Origin of the sequence: Streptococcus parasanguinis (assembly GCF_000963275.1) — a bacterium.
In the GTDB taxonomy this organism is placed as follows: Bacteria; Bacillota; Bacilli; order Lactobacillales; family Streptococcaceae; genus Streptococcus; species Streptococcus parasanguinis_B.
In genome coordinates this window covers 1,590,960-1,609,455 of the sequence record NZ_JYOW01000001.1, presented here as the reverse complement: position 1 = coordinate 1,609,455, position 18,496 = coordinate 1,590,960, and the positions used below count along the sequence as shown (strand labels likewise).

General features: G+C 44.8%; 23 protein-coding genes and 2 tRNA genes. 23 read left to right on the top strand and 2 right to left on the bottom strand.

Annotated features, from left to right (window positions below):
• The first annotated feature begins 9 nt into the window (after window positions 1-9).
• The 14 genes from gtfA (at window position 10) to rsmA (ending at window position 10,865) form a co-directional block, all read left to right on the top strand.
• A complete protein-coding gene (gene gtfA / locus TZ97_RS07790; RefSeq protein WP_045759951.1) occupies window positions 10-1,524 on the top strand; it encodes an accessory Sec system glycosyltransferase GtfA in 1,515 nt (504 codons plus the stop codon).
• Complete coding sequence (gtfB, locus tag TZ97_RS07785; protein WP_045759950.1) at window positions 1,508-2,863, top strand: accessory Sec system glycosylation chaperone GtfB; 1,356 nt, start codon at window positions 1,508-1,510, stop codon at window positions 2,861-2,863. Before gtfA ends, gtfB begins: the two co-directional genes overlap by 17 nt.
• Window positions 2,856-3,047, top strand: coding sequence for an accessory Sec system protein Asp4 (gene asp4 / locus TZ97_RS07780; protein ID WP_003003066.1), 192 nt, complete (start codon window positions 2,856-2,858; stop codon window positions 3,045-3,047). Before gtfB ends, asp4 begins: the two co-directional genes overlap by 8 nt.
• A gap of 1 nt (window position 3,048) precedes the next feature.
• A complete protein-coding gene (gene asp5, locus TZ97_RS07775) occupies window positions 3,049-3,273 on the top strand; it encodes an accessory Sec system protein Asp5 (RefSeq protein ID WP_003012425.1) in 225 nt (74 codons plus the stop codon).
• Window positions 3,274-3,640: 367 nt separating this feature from the next.
• Window positions 3,641-4,534 (top strand): TDT family transporter, encoded by an 894-nt coding sequence (locus TZ97_RS07770; RefSeq protein WP_045759949.1) that lies wholly within the window; start codon window positions 3,641-3,643, stop codon window positions 4,532-4,534.
• Window positions 4,535-4,619: 85 nt separating this feature from the next.
• Complete coding sequence (locus tag TZ97_RS07765; protein WP_045759948.1) at window positions 4,620-5,297, top strand: CPBP family intramembrane glutamic endopeptidase; 678 nt, start codon at window positions 4,620-4,622, stop codon at window positions 5,295-5,297.
• A gap of 78 nt (window positions 5,298-5,375) precedes the next feature.
• Window positions 5,376-5,717 (top strand): ribonuclease P protein component, encoded by a 342-nt coding sequence (gene rnpA / locus TZ97_RS07760; RefSeq protein ID WP_003002960.1) that lies wholly within the window; start codon window positions 5,376-5,378, stop codon window positions 5,715-5,717.
• Window position 5,718: 1 nt separating this feature from the next.
• On the top strand, window positions 5,719-6,534 hold the full coding sequence (locus TZ97_RS07755; protein WP_037608124.1) for a YidC/Oxa1 family membrane protein insertase: 816 nt from the start codon (window positions 5,719-5,721) through the stop codon (window positions 6,532-6,534).
• Between the two features lie 15 nt (window positions 6,535-6,549).
• A complete protein-coding gene (gene jag, locus TZ97_RS07750; RefSeq protein ID WP_003008903.1) occupies window positions 6,550-7,497 on the top strand; it encodes an RNA-binding cell elongation regulator Jag/EloR in 948 nt (315 codons plus the stop codon).
• Between the two features lie 75 nt (window positions 7,498-7,572).
• The gene (locus TZ97_RS07745) at window positions 7,573-8,202 is read left to right on the top strand and encodes a hypothetical protein (RefSeq protein ID WP_003008901.1); all 630 of its coding nucleotides are present in this window, start codon (window positions 7,573-7,575) and stop codon (window positions 8,200-8,202) included.
• A 147-nt stretch (window positions 8,203-8,349) separates the two neighbouring features.
• Complete coding sequence (rpmH, locus tag TZ97_RS07740; protein ID WP_003003086.1) at window positions 8,350-8,484, top strand: 50S ribosomal protein L34; 135 nt, start codon at window positions 8,350-8,352, stop codon at window positions 8,482-8,484.
• Between the two features lie 125 nt (window positions 8,485-8,609).
• A complete protein-coding gene (locus TZ97_RS07735; RefSeq protein WP_045759947.1) occupies window positions 8,610-9,380 on the top strand; it encodes a TatD family hydrolase in 771 nt (256 codons plus the stop codon).
• A complete protein-coding gene (rnmV, locus tag TZ97_RS07730; protein ID WP_176745535.1) occupies window positions 9,352-9,936 on the top strand; it encodes a ribonuclease M5 in 585 nt (194 codons plus the stop codon). The genes TZ97_RS07735 and rnmV overlap by 29 nt, the downstream gene beginning before the upstream one ends.
• Before the next feature lie 53 nt (window positions 9,937-9,989).
• Window positions 9,990-10,865 carry a 16S rRNA (adenine(1518)-N(6)/adenine(1519)-N(6))-dimethyltransferase RsmA gene (gene rsmA / locus TZ97_RS07725; RefSeq protein WP_045759945.1) on the top strand — a complete coding sequence of 292 codons (876 nt, stop codon included), beginning with the start codon at window positions 9,990-9,992 and terminating at the stop codon, window positions 10,863-10,865.
• Window positions 10,866-10,910: 45 nt separating this feature from the next.
• Here the strand turns inward: rsmA and TZ97_RS07720 are convergent.
• Both TZ97_RS07720 and TZ97_RS07715 read right to left on the bottom strand, forming a co-directional pair.
• Window positions 10,911-11,000 (bottom strand) — tRNA-Ser (locus tag TZ97_RS07720).
• A 4-nt stretch (window positions 11,001-11,004) separates the two neighbouring features.
• A tRNA-Leu gene (locus tag TZ97_RS07715) sits at window positions 11,005-11,087 on the bottom strand.
• Between the two features lie 247 nt (window positions 11,088-11,334).
• Between TZ97_RS07715 and rsgA the strand changes: the two genes are divergently transcribed.
• From rsgA to rpsG, 9 genes are all read left to right on the top strand, one after another.
• A complete protein-coding gene (gene rsgA, locus TZ97_RS07710) occupies window positions 11,335-12,213 on the top strand; it encodes a ribosome small subunit-dependent GTPase A (protein WP_031573894.1) in 879 nt (292 codons plus the stop codon).
• Window positions 12,214-12,227: 14 nt separating this feature from the next.
• Entirely contained in the window at window positions 12,228-12,887 is a 660-nt protein-coding gene (gene rpe, locus TZ97_RS07705; protein WP_045759944.1) for a ribulose-phosphate 3-epimerase, read from the top strand.
• Complete coding sequence (locus TZ97_RS07700) at window positions 12,880-13,512, top strand: thiamine diphosphokinase (RefSeq protein WP_045759943.1); 633 nt, start codon at window positions 12,880-12,882, stop codon at window positions 13,510-13,512. The genes rpe and TZ97_RS07700 overlap by 8 nt, the downstream gene beginning before the upstream one ends.
• A 1-nt stretch (window position 13,513) precedes the next feature.
• The gene (locus TZ97_RS07695) at window positions 13,514-14,764 is read left to right on the top strand and encodes a DNA recombination protein RmuC (RefSeq protein WP_003012406.1); all 1,251 of its coding nucleotides are present in this window, start codon (window positions 13,514-13,516) and stop codon (window positions 14,762-14,764) included.
• A complete protein-coding gene (locus TZ97_RS07690) occupies window positions 14,751-15,695 on the top strand; it encodes a 3'-5' exoribonuclease YhaM family protein (protein ID WP_045759942.1) in 945 nt (314 codons plus the stop codon). The genes TZ97_RS07695 and TZ97_RS07690 overlap by 14 nt, the downstream gene beginning before the upstream one ends.
• A gap of 135 nt (window positions 15,696-15,830) precedes the next feature.
• The gene (gene purR / locus TZ97_RS07685; RefSeq protein ID WP_045759941.1) at window positions 15,831-16,646 is read left to right on the top strand and encodes a pur operon repressor; all 816 of its coding nucleotides are present in this window, start codon (window positions 15,831-15,833) and stop codon (window positions 16,644-16,646) included.
• Window positions 16,647-16,669: 23 nt separating this feature from the next.
• Complete coding sequence (locus TZ97_RS07680) at window positions 16,670-17,236, top strand: hypothetical protein (protein WP_045759940.1); 567 nt, start codon at window positions 16,670-16,672, stop codon at window positions 17,234-17,236.
• 205 nt (window positions 17,237-17,441) lie between these two features.
• The gene (gene rpsL / locus TZ97_RS07675) at window positions 17,442-17,855 is read left to right on the top strand and encodes a 30S ribosomal protein S12 (RefSeq protein ID WP_003003125.1); all 414 of its coding nucleotides are present in this window, start codon (window positions 17,442-17,444) and stop codon (window positions 17,853-17,855) included.
• Between the two features lie 19 nt (window positions 17,856-17,874).
• Window positions 17,875-18,345, top strand: a complete 471-nt coding sequence (gene rpsG / locus TZ97_RS07670; RefSeq protein ID WP_003003105.1) for a 30S ribosomal protein S7 — start codon at window positions 17,875-17,877, stop codon at window positions 18,343-18,345.
• The last annotated feature ends 151 nt before the right edge of the window (window positions 18,346-18,496 follow it).

Below are 18,496 nucleotides of genomic sequence, written 5' to 3'. Positions count from 1 at the left end.
GAGGACATTATGACAGTATACAATATCAACCTTGGAATCGGTTGGGCCAGCAGTGGTGTTGAGTATGCCCAGGTCTACCGTGCCCAGTTGTTACGCAATATCCATCAACCAGCCAAGTTTGTCTTTATGGATATGATTCTAGCCGATAATATCCAGCATTTAACAGAAAATATCGGTTTTAAAAATGATGAAATCATCTGGCTCTATAGCTATTTTACAGATATAAAAATTGCGCCAACGACCTATACCATTGATCAGGTCTTAGCAGGATTTGCCGGAAAACCGACTCGTGAAGAAGTCGATGGTAAGATCAAGCGCTTCTTTTATGAGGACCAGGACAACTTTTTGACCTGCTACCTGCGCGAAGAAAACAGTCCCTATGTCGAACGCTGTGAGTACGTGTCTAGAGGGATTTTGGTGAGAAAGGATTATTTCTCCTATACCCGCTATTGTACCGAGTACTTTATTCCTAAGAACAACCAAGCCAACTTGATTGAGCGCCGCTTTTACAATGAAGACGGGACGGTTGCCTACAGCATGCAGATGGCGGATGGCCGCGAAATCTATCGTTTTCCAGATCGCTACCTGGTTGGTCGCCAAGAATTGATCCGCTACTTTATGCAAACCCTTCAATTGACCAAACAAGATCTGGTGATTTTGGATCGGGAAACCAATATCGGTCAGCCTATCTTTGAAGAAGCGCAAAAAGCCCGTCTAGGTGTAGTCGTCCATGCCGAGCACTTCAGCGCCAATAATGTCGATGATCAGTATATCCTGTGGAATAACTACTACGAGTACCAATTTACCAATGCAGACAAGGTAGACTTCTTTATTGTCGCGACTGACCGCCAAAAAGAAATCTTGGCCGAGCAGTTTGCCAAATACACCAACCATCAGCCGGCTATCTATACCATTCCAGTTGGAAGCCTTGCAAGCTTGCCACAAAACGAAAATCGCACCCCATTTTCTATGATTACTGCCTCTCGTTTGGCGACAGAAAAGCATATTGACTGGTTGGTGCGAGCAGTGGTTCGCGCCAAAAAAGAATTGCCAGAACTATCTTTTGACATCTATGGAAAAGGTGGAGAAGAAGGCAAGCTACGTTCTCTGATTGATGAATTGGGGGCGGCAGACTATATCCATCTCAAAGGGCATGCCAATCTAGAGGAAATTTATAAGAATTATGAGGTTTACCTGTCAGCGTCGACCAGTGAAGGCTTTGGATTGACCTTGATGGAAGCGATTGGTTCTGGACTTCCAATTATCGGTTTTGACGTTCCTTATGGCAACCAGACCTTTGTCACAGAAGGTAAAAATGGCTATCTCATTCCGCCTTCAGCAGATCAAGTGGTCGACCAGATTGCTTCTGCCTTTGCGGAGAAAATCATCCAGCTATACAAAAAGGATGATCTAGCCAGCATGCGTCAAGCATCTTATGCGCGTGCAGAAGACTTTTTGACCAGCCGAGTAGAAGAAGCTTGGGCACAATTGATAGAAGAGGTGACACATGCTGAACGTATTTGATAGTTATTCTCGTGAAAGCCAAGACTTGCTCCACTCTATGAAAGAGTCTGGCTTTGACCACCCGACCGTTGTTTTGGAGCCAAATGGTTTCTTACCAGACGGTGTCGAGTCTCCATTTATCTATTTCTTAGGACAAGCAAAAGGAGAGAAGCGCGGACGCTACTTTAATGAAGTTCCAGTGCCTGATTTCTGGGAAGTTTCTGGGGATAACAGTTCGGGAAAAGTGACCTACTATGGTCAGGAAAAAGCTCGAATTGTGTACCATGCTGCTTCCTATAAACGCATCGTTGAGCGCTTAGAGTGGTTAGATGACAAAGGGCAAGTGGTCATGGTTGAGCACTATGACCAATACGGTCGTAAGATTGCTGTAACGACTTGTGGTGATCAGGGACAGTATTTGGTGACTACTTATTTTGAAGGGGATACCGAGCGCTTGACAGAGAATCACCAAACAGGGGATTTGATCTTGACCTTGGATCATCAACCCATGCGGATTTTCAAGAATCGCTTAGATTACTTCGTCTTTTATCTAGAGTATCGTGGCTTTGATTTAGATGGTTTGGTCTACAATACCCTTGCTACCTCCTTTAGCATTAGTCTTCAGCTTGGAAATAAAGGCATCAAAGGGAGCGACGTCTTGGTGTGGCAAGAGCCTCTTCACGACAGCCTTCCAGGCAATATGCAGTTGATTCTAAAGAGCCCAGAAATCCGGACCAAGAAGATCTTGATTCCGCAAAACGCGACCTATCATCGTGCTCTCCAGTTGACCTCGCAAGATCAGCATAGCTATTTCGGTCCCCTTGGCTACCTGTATGATTTCAAGGTGAAAGATGATATCCGTAAAGACGCCTTTGTCTTGACCAATTCGGATCAGATCGAAGCCTTGACCTACCTAGTAGAGAACTTGCCAAATGTGACCTTCCGTGTAGCGGCTTTGACAGAGATGTCTGCTAGTCTTCTATCTATGGTTCGCTATCCAAATGTGGTCTTGTATCAAAATATCAGTCAAGAGCGGATCAAAGAGTTGCTTAAGGTCTCTAGTATTTATCTGGATATCAACCACTATGCAGAGGTGCAAGGCATTGTTCGCAAGGCCTTCGAACACCAGCAAGTTATCCTTGCCTTTAGCCATACCCTGCATGACCGCCACTTCCTCGCACAAGCCAATATCTTTGATCAAGGAAAAGAAGCAGATATGGTGTCCCGTATCCAGGAAATCTACCAATCTGTGGATAACTACAGAGAAGCCGTTGCGCAACAAATTGCCCAATCAAGTAGCGTTGAGCCAGCTGTTTTCAAAGCTCGCTTGCAAGAAGGGATAGGTGGACACAGTGAGTGATCGTAAGAAAGATTTATTTTATAAAGAAGTAGAAGGACGGATGGAGTCTCTCAAACGCCGTCCTGCCGAAAAAGAAAAGACGACACGTTCTGAAAAGATCAATGTCACTTTTAATGTGATCATTGGTTTGGTGATTCTGCTGGGAGTTATTTTTACCCTCTTCAGAGTGTTAGGAGGATCCTAAGATGGAAATGGTATTTGCAATCGGGATCTCGATCTTATCCCTCGCTCTTGTGGTTCTGATTACCCTGCAGCCTCGCCAACAACAATCGCTTTCAACAGATGCGACCAGTAACCTAGGAAAACCAAGTTACTGGCGGTCTCACCGTGGACTCAAGCTAGCGACCCTCGTTGTTAGTATCGTCTTTCTCCTATCCTTATTTCTTTATATGATGGTCGTACAGGCCTAGTCTTTAATAGAATGGATAAAAAAAGTAGTTGGTATTCTCCAACTTCTTTTAGAATGTAATCCATCTGTTTCTTACATAATGCAACCTAAATGATACTTAAAAAATTAAAGAGATATCTACAATTTGAAGAGGCTAGGACAAAAGTCCTAGCCTCTCAATTATTTTTGGATTGTCGATCAAGACGCAGTGGTTGAGTGGGCTCTACTACGCTGATTTCATCAGCTTTTACACCCCTACTCAACTGTGCGGAGGTGGGACGACGAAATCGAATTCTAACGTATTACCGATTTCTGTCCCACTCTCTTTTTTATCCTGCTTCCTTCTCTTTTATGGTATACTGAAAGCGACAACATGATTGGAGCTCCCGATGAAAAAGATCCCCTTAGTATTTTCAGGCTGTCTGTTAGGACTGGTTGGCGCTGGCAACCTTCTTGCAGACTCGCTACCCTTCCTTGCCCACGCCTTTAGTCTGACAGGTTTGTTCTTCTGGTTTTTCTTTGTCGTTTATCATGCGATTCGCTGGCAAGAAACCAAGATAGAACTCCAACAACCAGCCCTTTTATCTGGGATGGCGACTTTTCCCATGGCAGGGATGATTCTATCCACCTATCTTTTGCGCCTCTTTCCCGCCTTTGGAGGTCTATCACAGTTGGTCTGGTGGTCTGCCTTTCTCTTGGATCTGGGCTTAATTCTCTATTTTACCAAGACCCATGTCCTAGCGCGACCAAGAGCCAATGCCACTCCCAGTTGGACCGTTCTCTATGTGGGCATTGCAGTAGCAGCCTTGACTTATCCAGTTGTAGGAATCAGAGAGATTGCTTATCTCGCTTTAGTGATTGGTTTTGGTTTGACCTTTCTTCTTTATCCCCTTATCTATCATGATTTGAAGCAGTCCCCCTTGCCCAGTCATCTGTTGGGGCAAGAAGGCATCTATTGCGCTCCATTTTCCCTTCTTTTAGCAGCTCTGGTTCGTGTGGGTGGAGCAAGCCTTCCTGTCTGGTTCTTACTGATCATGGTAGTTGCCTCACAAGGTTTTTATTTCTTTGTTTTGACGCGCCTACCGAGAATGATCAAAGAAGGTTTTCAACCTGCTTTTTCAGCCCTGACCTTTCCAACGGTCATCACAGCGACCTCTTTGAAAATGGCCCAAGGCTTGTTGCAGTGGCCTTTCTTGACAGCTCTCGTATGGATGGAAACTCTTCTTTGTCTCTTGATTTTAGTCGCTGTTTTAGGAGGTTATGTGGTCTATCTCAGGGAGTAGGAAGTCATCCTTTTTCATTGAAACCTTGTCACGATTATGGTAAGATGCACTATACGATTTGTCATACTCTATAGGAAAGGTATCTATGAAATTCATTAAAGGAAAGATCTCGCTGCTTTATCCCCTTTTTCTGCTCTTGTTTTATTTTTATGTTCGGCCCCAATTTCGCCCTTTGGGCCAGTATGTCTCCAATAGTGTAGCAAGCGCCAATAGCTATTATTGGACCTTATTTGGCCTAGAAGGCCTCTATGCAGTCTTTACAGGATTTTTGGTCTACCGTTTTTCTAAAAAAGCGCAATTTAAGCTGGGGAAGAACCCTCTTCAAGCTCTGATAGAAGCCGTTTTTGCGGCCTGTTTGGTTTACTGGTTGGACTACTTCATCAGTGGTTTTGTTCAAGGACGGGCAGCCGTTTTGAGTCTGTTTCCACGGGAAATTAGCCCCACAGGGGTGCTTATCCTAGTGATTGCAATGGTTATTATCCGGCCGGTGACAGAAGAGCTGATCTTTCGTGGAGCCTTGGTGAATGCCTACTTCAAAGGCTGGAAACTCTATGCTGAGATTTGGCTTCCAGCCCTCATCTACAGTGGCCTACATTTTCTCCACAATCCCTTTTCGCTAGGAGCTTCTATCATCTATCTCCTGCCGAGTGTGATTTTTGGGATCCTGTATTATCGGAGTAAGACACTTCTTTCTCCTATTTTGGCTCATATCTTGCTCAATCTATACTACACCTTGCCTTTGCTTTTATCTGTATTCAAGTAGCAACCGATTTCCTGAGGGAGATTGGTTTTTTTTGAAAATATGGTATAATAGAATAAATTTAATAGAGGGAGTTGAGGTTTGAAAAAAAGCTACCGCGTCAAACGTGACAAAGATTTTAATGCTATTTTTAAAAGTGGTCAAAATGTTGCCAATCGGAAATTCGTTGTTTACCGCTTGCGCAAAGACCAACCACATTTTCGAGTCGGCCTGTCTGTTAGTAAGAAGCTGGGAAATGCTGTGACTAGAAATCGCATCAAACGTTTGATTCGCCATGTTTTGATCAAACACCAAGCCTTCCTTACGACCGATGATTTTGTTGTCATTGCTCGTAAAGGAGTGGAGGAGCTCGACTTCCATCAAGTTGAGAAAAATCTTGTACATGTCTTAAAATTAGCGCATGTCTACCAAGAAAGGGAATAATGTGAAAAAGAAACTGAAGTTAACTGGATTATTGGGAGCAGCCTTATTGGTCTTGACAGCTTGTGGGACCTCTCAAGTGACAGCTCAGTCGACAGGTGGTTGGGAACGCTTCGTCTACTTCTTTGCCGAAGCCATTCGCTTCTTGTCATTTGGCGGAAGTATCGGTGTGGGGATTATCGTCTTTACCATTGTGATCCGGACGGTCCTCTTGCCGCTTTTCCAATATCAAATGAATTCAACCCGCAAGATGCAGGAAATTCAACCCCTACTCAAGGAATTGCAAGCCAAGTATCCTGGAAAGGATCTAGATAGTCGGACCAAGCTTTCTGAAGAGATGCGGGCCCTTTACAAGGAAAAAGGCGTCAAAACATCTTCAGCCTTTCTTCCTCTCTTGATTCAGATGCCGGTTTTGATGGCCTTGTTCCAAGCGCTGAGCCGTGTCGAATTCCTTAAAGTCGGTCACTTCCTCTGGTTGGACCTTGGCGCGATCGACCCGACTTATATCTTGCCGGTTCTTGCTGCCCTCTTCACATTTTTCAGCAGTTGGTTGACCAATAAAGCCCTGCCAGAGCGTAACGGGAGTGCGACAACCATGATGTATGTGATGCCTGTGATGATCTTCTTCTTTGCCTTGTTCTCAGCCAGCGGGGTCGCACTATACTGGGTGACTTCCAATGCTTATCAAGTCGGGCAAACCTATCTCTTGAACAACCCCTTCAAGATTATCGCAGAGCGTGAAGCAAAAGAGCAAGCTTCACGCGACATGGAAAAACAAAAACGCCGTGCCCTAAACAAAGCACAGAAAAAGAAAAAATAAGAAAGAGGTGGACATATGGTCCTATATACTGGAGCAACTGTTGAAGAAGCGATTCAAAAAGGTCTGAACGATTTAGATATTCCTCGTATGAAGGCACATATTACGGTTGTAGCGCGTGAAAAGAAAGGTTTTCTTGGCTTGTTTGGGAAAAAACCAGCCCAAGTAGAGATTGAGCCCATTGCAGAAACAACTGTTGTGAAAGCTAATCAACAAGCTGTAAAGGGTGTACCAGAAGAAATTAACGCGCAGAACGAACCGGTTAAGACGGTGAGCGAAGCAACGGTCGATCTCGGACGCGTCGTTGCAGCGATCAAAAAGGTCGAAGAAGAAGGAGAAGTTGTCTCTGAAGAAATCAAGACAGAAATCCTGAAACATGACAAAGAAGCAGATACCGTTCTTGAAGAAAAAGGGCATGAACATATCCTTGAAAAAGTCAAAGAACCAGCGACAAAAGAATCAAGCGAATCTGATTTCTCAAACCTTGGTATCGAGGTAGAGGAAAACTACAACATCGAAGAAGTCGTAGATGATGTGACAGCCTATGTTCAAACAGTGGTCGATGAAATGGATGTGGATGCGACCATCTCAAGCAGTCACAACCGCCGTACGGTCAATATGCAAATTGATACCAATGAGCCTGGGCGCGTGATTGGTTACCACGGAAAAGTCTTGAAGGCTCTTCAACTTTTGGCGCAAAATTACCTCTATAACCGCTACTCAAAGAATTTTTACATTACTATTAATGTTAATGACTATGTAGAACACCGGGCAGAAGTTCTTCAAAGCTATGCTCAGAAGTTAGCAACGCGTGCCCTCGAAGATGGGCAAGCCCAACAGACAGATCCGATGTCAAACAGTGAACGCAAAATCATTCACCGGATCGTCTCTAAGATGGAAGGAGTCACTAGCTACTCTGAAGGGGAAGAACCAAACCGTTACGTAGTGGTAGACATCGAAGGATAATCTAGCTATTATTTCCCATAAGGGAGAGACGGGATTGAGCCGATCTCTCCTTTTTTAGGTTTAGAAAGGAAGCAGATGGCATTTGCAGCGATTCGAGAGTTTTTAAAGCTTCAAGGAATCCACTACCAGGCTCCAGCAAAAGCAGGCGTGCTAGCCTCGGAGATGGAGCAGTATCGTGCCCTAGCTCAAGCGGCTCGTAAGGAATTCACCGATTTAGTCTCAGCCTTTCAGAAGCGTCACCCTTACTTGGAGCAGGATCGGACCAGCCAGTGGATGAACCAGGCCCAGGTCTTGCGGCCTCATTTTTGGGTCTATCTAAAAGGAGAAGGGACGATGGCAGAGCCCATGTTTGCCTTGAGGCTTTATGGGGATGCAGCTGATTTTGGAGTTTCCTTAGAGGTGAGCTTTATCGAGCGAAAAAAAGACGAGCAGAGCCTTCAAAAACAACACAAGGTACTCACCCTTCCTATCTCTCGGCCAGTTTATTATTTCGCCCAGAAAAATGGAGAGAGTCAAAGGGTAGAAGGAACAGAAAAGAATCGCCATGATCTGTTACAAGCAGTAGCAGAAGGGGCGGTTCGTAAGGTCCTCGTCAAATACGATGTTTCTCTAGTTGAGGAGAGGTCCCTAGAGAATATCCTGGATCAGTTGCAAGAGGCGCTGGTGGCTCTGGAACCCTATTACTTGGCAACCCGTCAGGTGTAGAAAGGTGTTCTCCGACCTGTATTTGCAACAATTTTGCCATAGCTATTGACAAATAGAGTCGAATCCGATAGAATAGTAAAGTATGTTTAGTAACTGATCACAACTAGCCGGCTAAACGAATACAAAATCTATGAGGAGGTATTCATCGTGAAACGTACTTATCAACCAAGTAAACTTCGTCGTGCGCGCAAACATGGTTTCCGTCACCGTATGGCAACTAAAAATGGTCGTCGCGTATTGGCAGCTCGTCGTCGTAAAGGACGCAAAGTTTTGGCTGCGTAATTCAGATAAAAACCTAAAAACCAGTAGAAACTCGAGACTACTGGTTTTTGTTTTGTCCGAAAGTGAATTTAGAGGCGCTTTCTGCTATAATAGAAAGAAGAAAAACTCGGAAGAAAAGGAAGATCATGCAGATTTTTGATACCCACACCCATCTCAATGTGGAAGAATTCGCAGGAAAAGAACAAGAAGAGCTCGACTTGGCCAAGGAAATGGGTGTTGTAGCCCACAATATCGTTGGTTTTGACAAACCGACGATTGAGCGTGCCATGGAGTTGGCAGACCAGCATCCAGAACTCTATCTCACGCTTGGTTGGCACCCCACTGAGGCAGGCGATTATACTCCTGAAGTGGAGGCCTATTTACTTGAACAGCTAAAACATCCCAAAGTCGTCGCACTCGGAGAAATCGGTCTCGATTACCACTGGATGACAGCGCCAAAAGATGTTCAAGAAAAGGTTTTTCGTCGTCAGATTCAATTGTCTAAGGACTTGGACCTCCCCTTTGTGGTGCATACACGCGATGCTTTAGAAGATACTTATGCCATCATCAAGAGTGAAGGAGTTGGTCCTCGCGGTGGGATCATGCATTCTTTCTCAGGAAGTTTAGAAGAAGCGAAACGCTTCATGGATTTGGGAATGATGATTTCCTTTTCTGGAGTTGTGACCTTTAAGAAAGCCACAGATGTCCAAGAAGCGGCAGCTGGCCTTCCGTTAGACAAGATCTTGGTTGAAACAGATGCTCCTTATCTAGCACCAGTTCCCAAACGTGGTCGGGAAAATAAAACAGCCTACACTCGTTATGTGGTAGATTTTATTGCAGAACTACGTGGCTTAACAACAAAAGAAGTGGCTCAGGCAACCTATGACAATGCAAGAAAGGTATTTGGCCTTGACTGAGAAAAGAAAAATACCAGAAGTGATTGTCGTGGAGGGCAAGGACGACACAGCCAATCTCCGTCGTTTTTATGAGGTGGATACCTATGAAACACGAGGCTCTGCGATCGATCAGGATGACTTGGAACGAATTGCTACCTTGCAAGAGTTGCGTGGGGTCATTGTCTTTACCGATCCAGACTATAATGGTGAGCGAATTCGCAAGATCATTATGCAAGAGGTGCCCCAGGCCAAACATGCCTTTTTAAATCGTGGTGAAGCAGTGCCCAAATCCAAGACCAAGGGGCGTTCCTTGGGAGTGGAGCATGCCAGTTTTGAAGACTTAGAAAAAGCCCTAGCTGGGCTGGTGGGTTCCTATGAAGATGAAAATTTCTTTGATATTACCAAGTCAGATCTGATGCGACTCGGCCTGCTGATGGGCAGTGAAAGTCGCAAACGACGGGAATATTTAGGCGAAGCCTTGCGCATCGGCTACTGCAATGGCAAGCAATTGATCAAACGCTTGGAATTGTTTGGAATTTGTTTAGCACAAGTCGAAGAGGCGATGGCCAGTTATTAAGACGGAAGTAGAGGGGGATCCTTTACCCCTAAACTGATTAGAAAAGAGAAAAAATGAGAATTGCAGATTATAGCGTGACCAAGGCAGTGCTGGAGCGTCACGGTTTTACCTTTAAAAAATCCTTCGGCCAGAACTTCTTGACCGATACCAACATCCTTCAAAAAATTGTGGATACGGCTGAGATTGATAAGCAGGTCAATGTCATCGAAATCGGTCCTGGAATTGGAGCCCTCACTGAGTTCTTGGCGGAAAATGCGGCAGAAGTCATGGCTTTTGAGATCGATGACCGCTTGGTTCCCATTTTGGCGGATACCTTGCGTGATTTTGACAATGTCACGGTTGTCAACCAAGACATCCTCAAGGTAGACCTCAACCAGTACATCGCAGAGTTTAAAAATCCAGACCTTCCGATCAAGGTGGTGGCTAACCTTCCGTATTACATTACAACTCCCATCCTCATGCACTTGATCGAATCCAAGATTCCTTTCCAAGAATTTGTGGTCATGATGCAAAAAGAGGTGGCAGACCGCATCTCGGCTGAGCCCAACACCAAGGCTTATGGTTCTTTATCCATTGCAGTCCAATACTATATGACTGCTAAGGTAGCCTTTATCGTGCCCCGCACCGTCTTTGTGCCAGCACCAAACGTCGACTCTGCCATCCTCAAGATGGTGCGTCGCCCAGAACCAGCAGTAACCGTCAAGGACGAAGATTTCTTCTTCTCTGTCAGCAAGGCTAGCTTTGTCCACCGCCGGAAGACACTTTGGAACAACTTGACCAGTCGCTTTGGCAAGACCGAAGAAATCAAAGCAAAACTGGAAGCAGGAATCCAAGCTGCAGGCCTGCAACCTTCTGTACGAGGAGAAGCTCTTAGCCTAGAAGACTTCGCTCGCCTAGCAGATGGCCTTCTAGAAGCAGGAATAAAATAATAGAAAAGACATGAGCTTCGTAGCTCATGTCTTGTTTGTTGTAGAAGGAAAGGACGGGATTTGAACCCGCGCGTGAATAAAAATCCACTTGCCGGATTTCGAGTCCGGTGCCGTACCGAGCTGGGCCACCTTTCCAAGATGCGGAGAAAGGGATTTGAACCCTCACGCCCGAAGGGGCACATGCGCCTGAAGCATGCGTGTCTGCCGTTCCACCACCTCCGCATAGTTCTATTATACACTTTTTAGGAAAAATGCCAAGGAAAAAAAGGAAGGTGCCCTTTCCCGAATTCTGCTAAAAGACAAGTCATAACGGATACTCCGTCTTCTGTTTCTATCCGTTTAAACAACGAACCTATTCGTTTCTAAAAGCGTCCGGAGAGGTTCACTTTTCGTTTTTTCTTATCAAGCAATCCAGCCTTATTTCTCATTTTTTGGTATAATAGGAGTATTAATCTCAAAGGAGTGCGATTTGCAAGGAACAATCGTCAAGGCATTGGCTGGCTTTTACTACGTAGAGTCAGACGGTCACATTTACCAGACACGGGCTCGTGGAAATTTTAGAAAAAAAGGACAGACTCCTTATGTGGGGGATCAGGTGGAGTTCTCTGCAGAAGAGAATTCGGAAGGCTACATTTTGAGCATTGCCCCTCGAAAAAATAGCCTCGTGCGCCCTCCTATTGTCAATATTGATCAGGCAGTAGTGATCATGTCAGCTAAGGAACCTGATTTCAATGCCAACCTTTTAGACCGTTTTCTGGTTCTTTTGGAGCATAAGGGGATTCATCCCATTGTCTATATTTCAAAACTGGACTTGTTAGAAGATATGGAAGACATTCACTACTACCAAGGAATCTATCAGGCTATTGGCTATGATTTTGTCTTGTCAATTGAGGAACTCTTGCCCCTTTTGACCAATCAAACCACGGTCTTTATGGGACAGACCGGTGTAGGAAAATCGACCTTGCTCAATAAAATCGCTCCGGATTTGGAGCTTGAAACGGGTGAGATTTCAGATAGTCTGGGGCGCGGTCGACACACGACCCGAGCTGTCAGCTTTTACCATTTAAATGGAGGAAAGATCGCAGATACGCCGGGCTTCTCCTCCCTCGATTATGAAGTGACGACCAGTGAAGACTTAAATCAAGCCTTCCCGGAGATCGCCGATGTGAGCCACTCTTGTAAATTTCGTACCTGTACCCACACGCATGAGCCAGCTTGTGCGGTGAAACCAGCCGTTGAAAGAGAGGAAATTGCACCTTTCCGTTATGAGGATTACTTGCAATTTCTAAGTGAGATTGAAAACCGTCGCGAGACCTATAAAAAAGTTTCGAAAAAAATGCCAAAATAGGAGACACTACAACGATGAAAACAATGAAAATTGCACCCTCAATTTTGAGTGCAGATTATGCCAATTTTGAAAGTGAATTGAAACGCTTAGAAGCAGCTGGAGCTGACTATGCCCATATCGATGTCATGGATGGCCATTTTGTGCCCAATATCAGCTTTGGAGCTGGTGTCGTAGAGAGCATGCGACCGCATAGCAAGTTGGTCTTTGATTGCCACTTGATGGTCACCAATCCTGAACACCATATCGAAGAATTTGCCCGTGCAGGTGCTGATATCATCAGCATCCACGTAGAAGCGACTCCCCATATTCACGGAGCCCTTCAAAAGATCCGTCAAGCCGGTGTGAAGGCTAGTGTCGTGATCAACCCAGGGACTCCTGTAGACAGTATCAAACATGTCTTGAACTTGGTGGATCAAGTCTTGGTTATGACCGTTAATCCAGGATTCGGTGGCCAGGCCTTCTTGCCTGAAACCATGGACAAGGTGCGCGAATTAGCCGCTCTTCGTGAAGAAAAAGGTTTCGACTTTGATATCGAAGTCGATGGAGGAATTGATGGCCAAACTATTTCCCAAGCCAAAGAAGCTGGGGCCAATGTCTTTGTAGCAGGCTCTTATGTCTTTAATGGAGATGTTAATGAGCGCGTTCAAACGCTCCGAGATGCAGTAAATGGGTAACATCGCAATACTGGCGGGAGGTGACAGCACGCTCTTGCCAAAAGATCATGACGCTTATGTAGGCGTTGATGGTGGCTGTTTGAAGCTACTGGAACAAGGTCTGCCTTTAGATATAGCTGTGGGGGATTTCGATTCCGTCTCTGAGACCGATTTGCGCAAGATCCAAACCCAAGCCAAGCAAGTTGTTCAATCCGTCCCTGAAAAGAACGATACGGATTTGGAATTGGCCTTGAAAGCAGTCTTTGAAGCCTATCCAGAGACTGAAGTCACCGTTTATGGTGCTTTCGGTGGTCGTTTGGATCACTTCTTATCCAATATCTTTTTGCCGACCGATCCAGACCTAGCTCCCTACATGGAGCAGATCCAATTAGTCGATGGTCAAAATCGCTTAATCTACAGACCAGCCGGTTGCCATGAGATTCAGCCAGATCCAGCCATGTCCTATGTTGGTTTTATGCCTGTCGGACAAGGCCACTTAGAGATCACAGGGGCCAAGTATCCGCTCCATCGGGAGAATTATTTTTTGAAGGCCATGTATGGCTCCAATGAATTTTTGGGTCAACCGATTCAAGTGAGTCTTGACCGTGGCTATCTTGTCATTGTTTATAGTAAAGACAGAGGTTAATATGAATATCATTCTGCTTCTGATTGGCCTGCTCAATCTGGGCCTCCTCATCTATCTCTTGCAACGGTCAGATGACACCAGACCGGCTTTACGAGAGATGCTGGAAGACCATGAGGATCATTTGACAGACCAGTTGGACTATCGTTTTGAAAAAGAAAGACAAGCAAGCCAGATTGCCAATCAGCAGTTAGAGATCGCCCTGACAGATCGCTTAACCGAGATGAGAGTGGAGATCCACCAGCAGACGACGGCTCTGCGCGCTGAGATGAACGAGCACTTTACTAAAAATCGGGACAAAACAGATGAGCGCATGCGCCAGATCCAAGAGTCCAATGAAGTGCGGCTAGAACAGATGCGCCAAACGGTAGAAGAAAAATTGGAGAAAACCTTGCAGCACCGCTTGCAGACCTCCTTTGAGACGGTTTCAAAACAATTGGAGTCGGTCAACAAAGGGCTGGGAGAAATGCAGACAGTGGCGCGGGATGTCGGAACCCTTAATAAAGTTCTCTCCAATACCAAGACGCGTGGGATTATGGGCGAATTGCAGCTGGGTCAAATCATTGAAGATATCTTGACCCCAGCCCAGTATGAGCGGGAGTTTGTCACCGTTCCCCAATCCAGTGAGCGAGTGGAGTATGCTATTAAGCTTCCAGGACAAGGAGAGGAGCCAGTCTATCTGCCGATTGACTCTAAATTCCCACTGGAAGACTACTATCGTCTGGAAGAAGCTTATGAATCAGGAGAGAAAGAGGAGATCGAGCGTTACCGCAAGGCCCTTCTTGCTAGTATCAAGCGTTTTGCTAAGGATATCCAACAAAAATACCTCTTTCCACCAGCGACGACTAATTTCGGAATTCTCTTTTTGCCAACTGAAGGCCTCTATTCCGAAGTGGTTCGCAATCCAGAATTCTTCGATCGCTTGCGTCGGGACGAACAAATTTTAGTGGCTGGGCCAAGTACCTTATCAGCCCTCTTGAACTCCTTGTCTGTTGGCTTTAAAACGCTCAACATCCAAAAGAGTGCAGATGACATTAGCAAGGTGTTGGGATCGGTCAAATCAGAATTCCATAAGTTTGGAGGGATTCTGGCCAAGACTCAGCGCCATTTAAAGAATGCTTCCAATAATATTGATGATTTGCTAACCAGACGGACCAGTGCCATCGAGCGGACACTCCGCCAAATCGAAAGCGATGAGGACCTGCTGGGACTAGATGTATATATAGAAGATGGAGAAGATGATGGTCAAAATTAACCAAATGAAAAAAGATGAATTGTTCGAAGGATTCTATTTGATCAAGTCAGCAGAAGTGCGTCAAACGCGGGCCGGGAAAAACTACCTCGCCTTTGTCTTCCAGGATGAGACCGGTACAATCGAAGGTAAACTATGGGATGCCCAACCTCACAATGTAGAGAGTTTTATGGCTGGGCGCGTGGTCCATATGTCTGGACGTCGAGAAGTTTACAATAATACTCCGCAAGTCAATCAATTGAACATGCGCTTGCCCCAAGCAGGAGAGCCCAACAATCCAGCAGACTTTAAGGAAAAACCACCAGTAGATCCCAAGGAATTGCATGAATACCTGTCAAACATGATTTTCAAAATTGAAAATCCAGTCTGGCAACGGATTGTCCGGGCCCTCTATGGGAAATATGAGAAAGAGTTTTATAGCTATCCAGCTGCTAAGACCAACCACCATGCCTTTGAAGCAGGTCTCGCTTATCATACGGCGACCATGGTCCGCTTGGCAGATAGTATCGGTGATATCTATCCTCAGTTGAATAAGAGCTTGCTCTTTGCGGGGATTATGTTACACGATTTGGCCAAAGTGATCGAGTTGACGGGACCTGAAAATACAGAATACACTGTTCGAGGCAACCTCATCGGCCACATTGCACTGATCGATGAAGAAATCACCAAGGTCTTGCAAGACTTGAAGATTGATGACCAAAAAGAAGAAGTCATCGTCCTTCGCCATGTGATCTTGAGTCACCATGGCTTGCTCGAATACGGTAGTCCTGTTCGTCCAAAAATCATGGAAGCAGAGATTATTCATATGATCGATAATTTGGATGCAGAAATGATGATGATGACAACAGCACTTGGCTTAATTGCTCCTGGTGAAATGACCAATAAAATCTTCGCTATGGAAAATCGTTGCTTCTATAAACCGAATCTCGACTAGTAAAAACAGAGATAAATACGGGAATGATTCTGCCAAAAATGAAATAATCAGGAAAAAACGGCCTTCTGTAAATCAGAATGTTCGTTTTTTTCGCTTCTTATGGTATAATGATAGAAAAAACTACATGGTGAGAAAATGAAATTAAGAAGAAGTGAACGGATGGTCGTAATTTCTAATTACTTGATCAACCATCCCTATGAATTGACTAGCCTCAATACGTTTGCGGAAAAGTATGAGTCTGCCAAGTCTTCCATCTCAGAAGATATCGTGATCATTAAGCGTGCGTTTGAAGAGATGGAAATCGGAAATATTGAGACCATTACAGGCGCTGGTGGAGGTGTTATCTTTACACCGTCTATCTCAGATCAAGAATCCAAAGAAATCGTCGAGGATCTTTGCAAGCAACTGTCTGAAAGTGATCGCATCCTTCCTGGTGGCTACATTTACCTGTCTGATCTTTTGAGCAATCCAAAGATTTTGAATCGCATCGGACGCATCATTGCCAAAGCCTTCCGGGACAGGAAGATTGATGCTGTCATGACCGTAGCGACCAAGGGAGTTCCTCTAGCCAATGCAGTGGCCAATGTCTTGAATGTGCCATTCGTCATTGTCCGTCGTGATTTGAAAATCACAGAAGGGTCAACCGTTAGTGTCAACTATGTTTCAGGCTCAAGTGGAGATCGCATTGAGAAAATGTTCCTTTCAAAACGGAGCCTAAAAGCAGGAAGCCGGGTCTTGATTGTCGATGACTTCCTTAAAGGTGGCGGAACCATTAATGGAATGGTCAGTCTCTTGGCTGAATTCGATTCTGAATTAGCAGGGGTAGCTGTCTTTGCGGATAATGCTGCAACCGACCGTGAATTCTTTGAACACAAATCCTTATTGCGCGTGACCAACATCGATGTAAAAGAAAATAAATTGAGTGTCGAAGTTGGGAATATCTTTGATTAAGAGCAACAAAGGAGGATCAAAAAGTGAAAAGAATTTTAGATCGATTTGATAATAGTCCTTTGTGGATTCGCTTGGTGACAGTTCTGTCTCTATCCTTTATTTTGGTAGCTGGTTTGTATACCGTTAAAAAGAATACGGCTGCCCAGGTAACGACAGAAATTCAACCTGCTAAAAAAACAGGTTCCCTTCCAGTGAAAAAGGAAACAAAGGAAGAAAAAGAAAAGAAGGAAGAAAAGAAAAATACAGAAGCTGCTGAAAAAGCAGTCGTTCAAATGGAAACAACTCCAAGTCAAGATTCTGTGAACGCTGCCCAGGCTGCTGTGAAGAAAGTCAAAGATGCGACTCAAAAGCAATCGCTTGAGGCCCGTATCCAATACATCGCAAACTATTACGGTTTAACCTATGAGAGCGACACAGCGGCAACGCAGCAGACTCAAACAGACGCAAATGCTAATGCCAACGCGAACGCAAATGCTAATGCCAATGCTGGTGTAGCTGGAGCCAATGCGACAGTTCAACCACAACAGCAACAACAGTATGCTCCGGCTGCAGATGCAGGGGCAGAAGAACCTGCTGAAGCTGGACAATAATGAACTTTTTCGACTTCTTTAAAAAATGAAAAAACATCTTGCAATCAAAGTGCCGTCATGTTATAATAATAGACGGTACTTTTTACTTTTGGTCTCTCAAGAGTGTACAGGGACGTGCTGACAAATGTTGCAAAAGTACACACAGATGGTAGCTGTCACCAAGTGTACCATCACCAAAAATAAAAAATTTCACAGGAGAATGTAGATGCCTACAATTAACCAATTGGTTCGCAAACCGCGTAAATCAAAAGTAGAAAAATCTAAATCACCAGCTTTGAACGTTGGTTACAACAGTCATAAAAAAGTTCAAACAAACGTTTCTTCACCACAAAAACGTGGTGTTGCAACTCGTGTTGGAACAATGACACCTAAAAAACCTAACTCTGCCCTTCGTAAATTTGCCCGTGTACGTTTGAGCAACTTGATCGAAGTAACTGCTTATATCCCAGGTATCGGACACAACTTGCAAGAACACAGCGTGGTTCTTCTTCGTGGTGGACGTGTAAAAGACCTTCCAGGGGTACGTTACCATATCGTCCGTGGAGCACTTGATACTGCAGGTGTAAACGATCGTAAACAAGGCCGTTCTAAATACGGTACTAAAAAACCAAAAGCATAAGGAAAGGGGATAAAGAAAAATGAGTCGTAAAAACCGTGCGCCTAAACGCGATGTATTGCCAGATCCGCTTTACAATTCACAATTAGTTACTCGTCTTATCAACCGCGTTATGCTTGATGGTAAACGTGGTACAGCTGCTTCAATCGTTTACGGAGCTTTCGAACAAATTAAAGAAGCTACTGGAAACGATGCTCTTGAAGTATTCGAAACAGCTATGGAAAACATCATGCCTGTACTTGAAGTACGTGCTCGCCGTGTCGGTGGTTCTAACTACCAAGTCCCAGTTGAAGTTCGTCCAGAACGTCGTACAACACTTGGACTTCGTTGGTTGGTAACAATCGCTCGTCAACGTGGTGAACACACAATGGTTGATCGTCTTGCAAAAGAAATCTTGGATGCAGCGAACAACACTGGTGCAGCTGTTAAGAAACGTGAAGATACTCACCGTATGGCTGAAGCTAACCGTGCATTCGCACACTTCCGCTGGTAAGATTAAGATACTAAGGGCATTAAAAAAGCGACTGAAAATTAGGAAGCTTGACGAAGAATCGAAGATTCTAGGAAAGCTTATCTATTTTCCGAGCTTTTAGCCCGAGTTCAATTATGATGCTAGGAACGGCAAGGATGCAAAGTGAAAATAG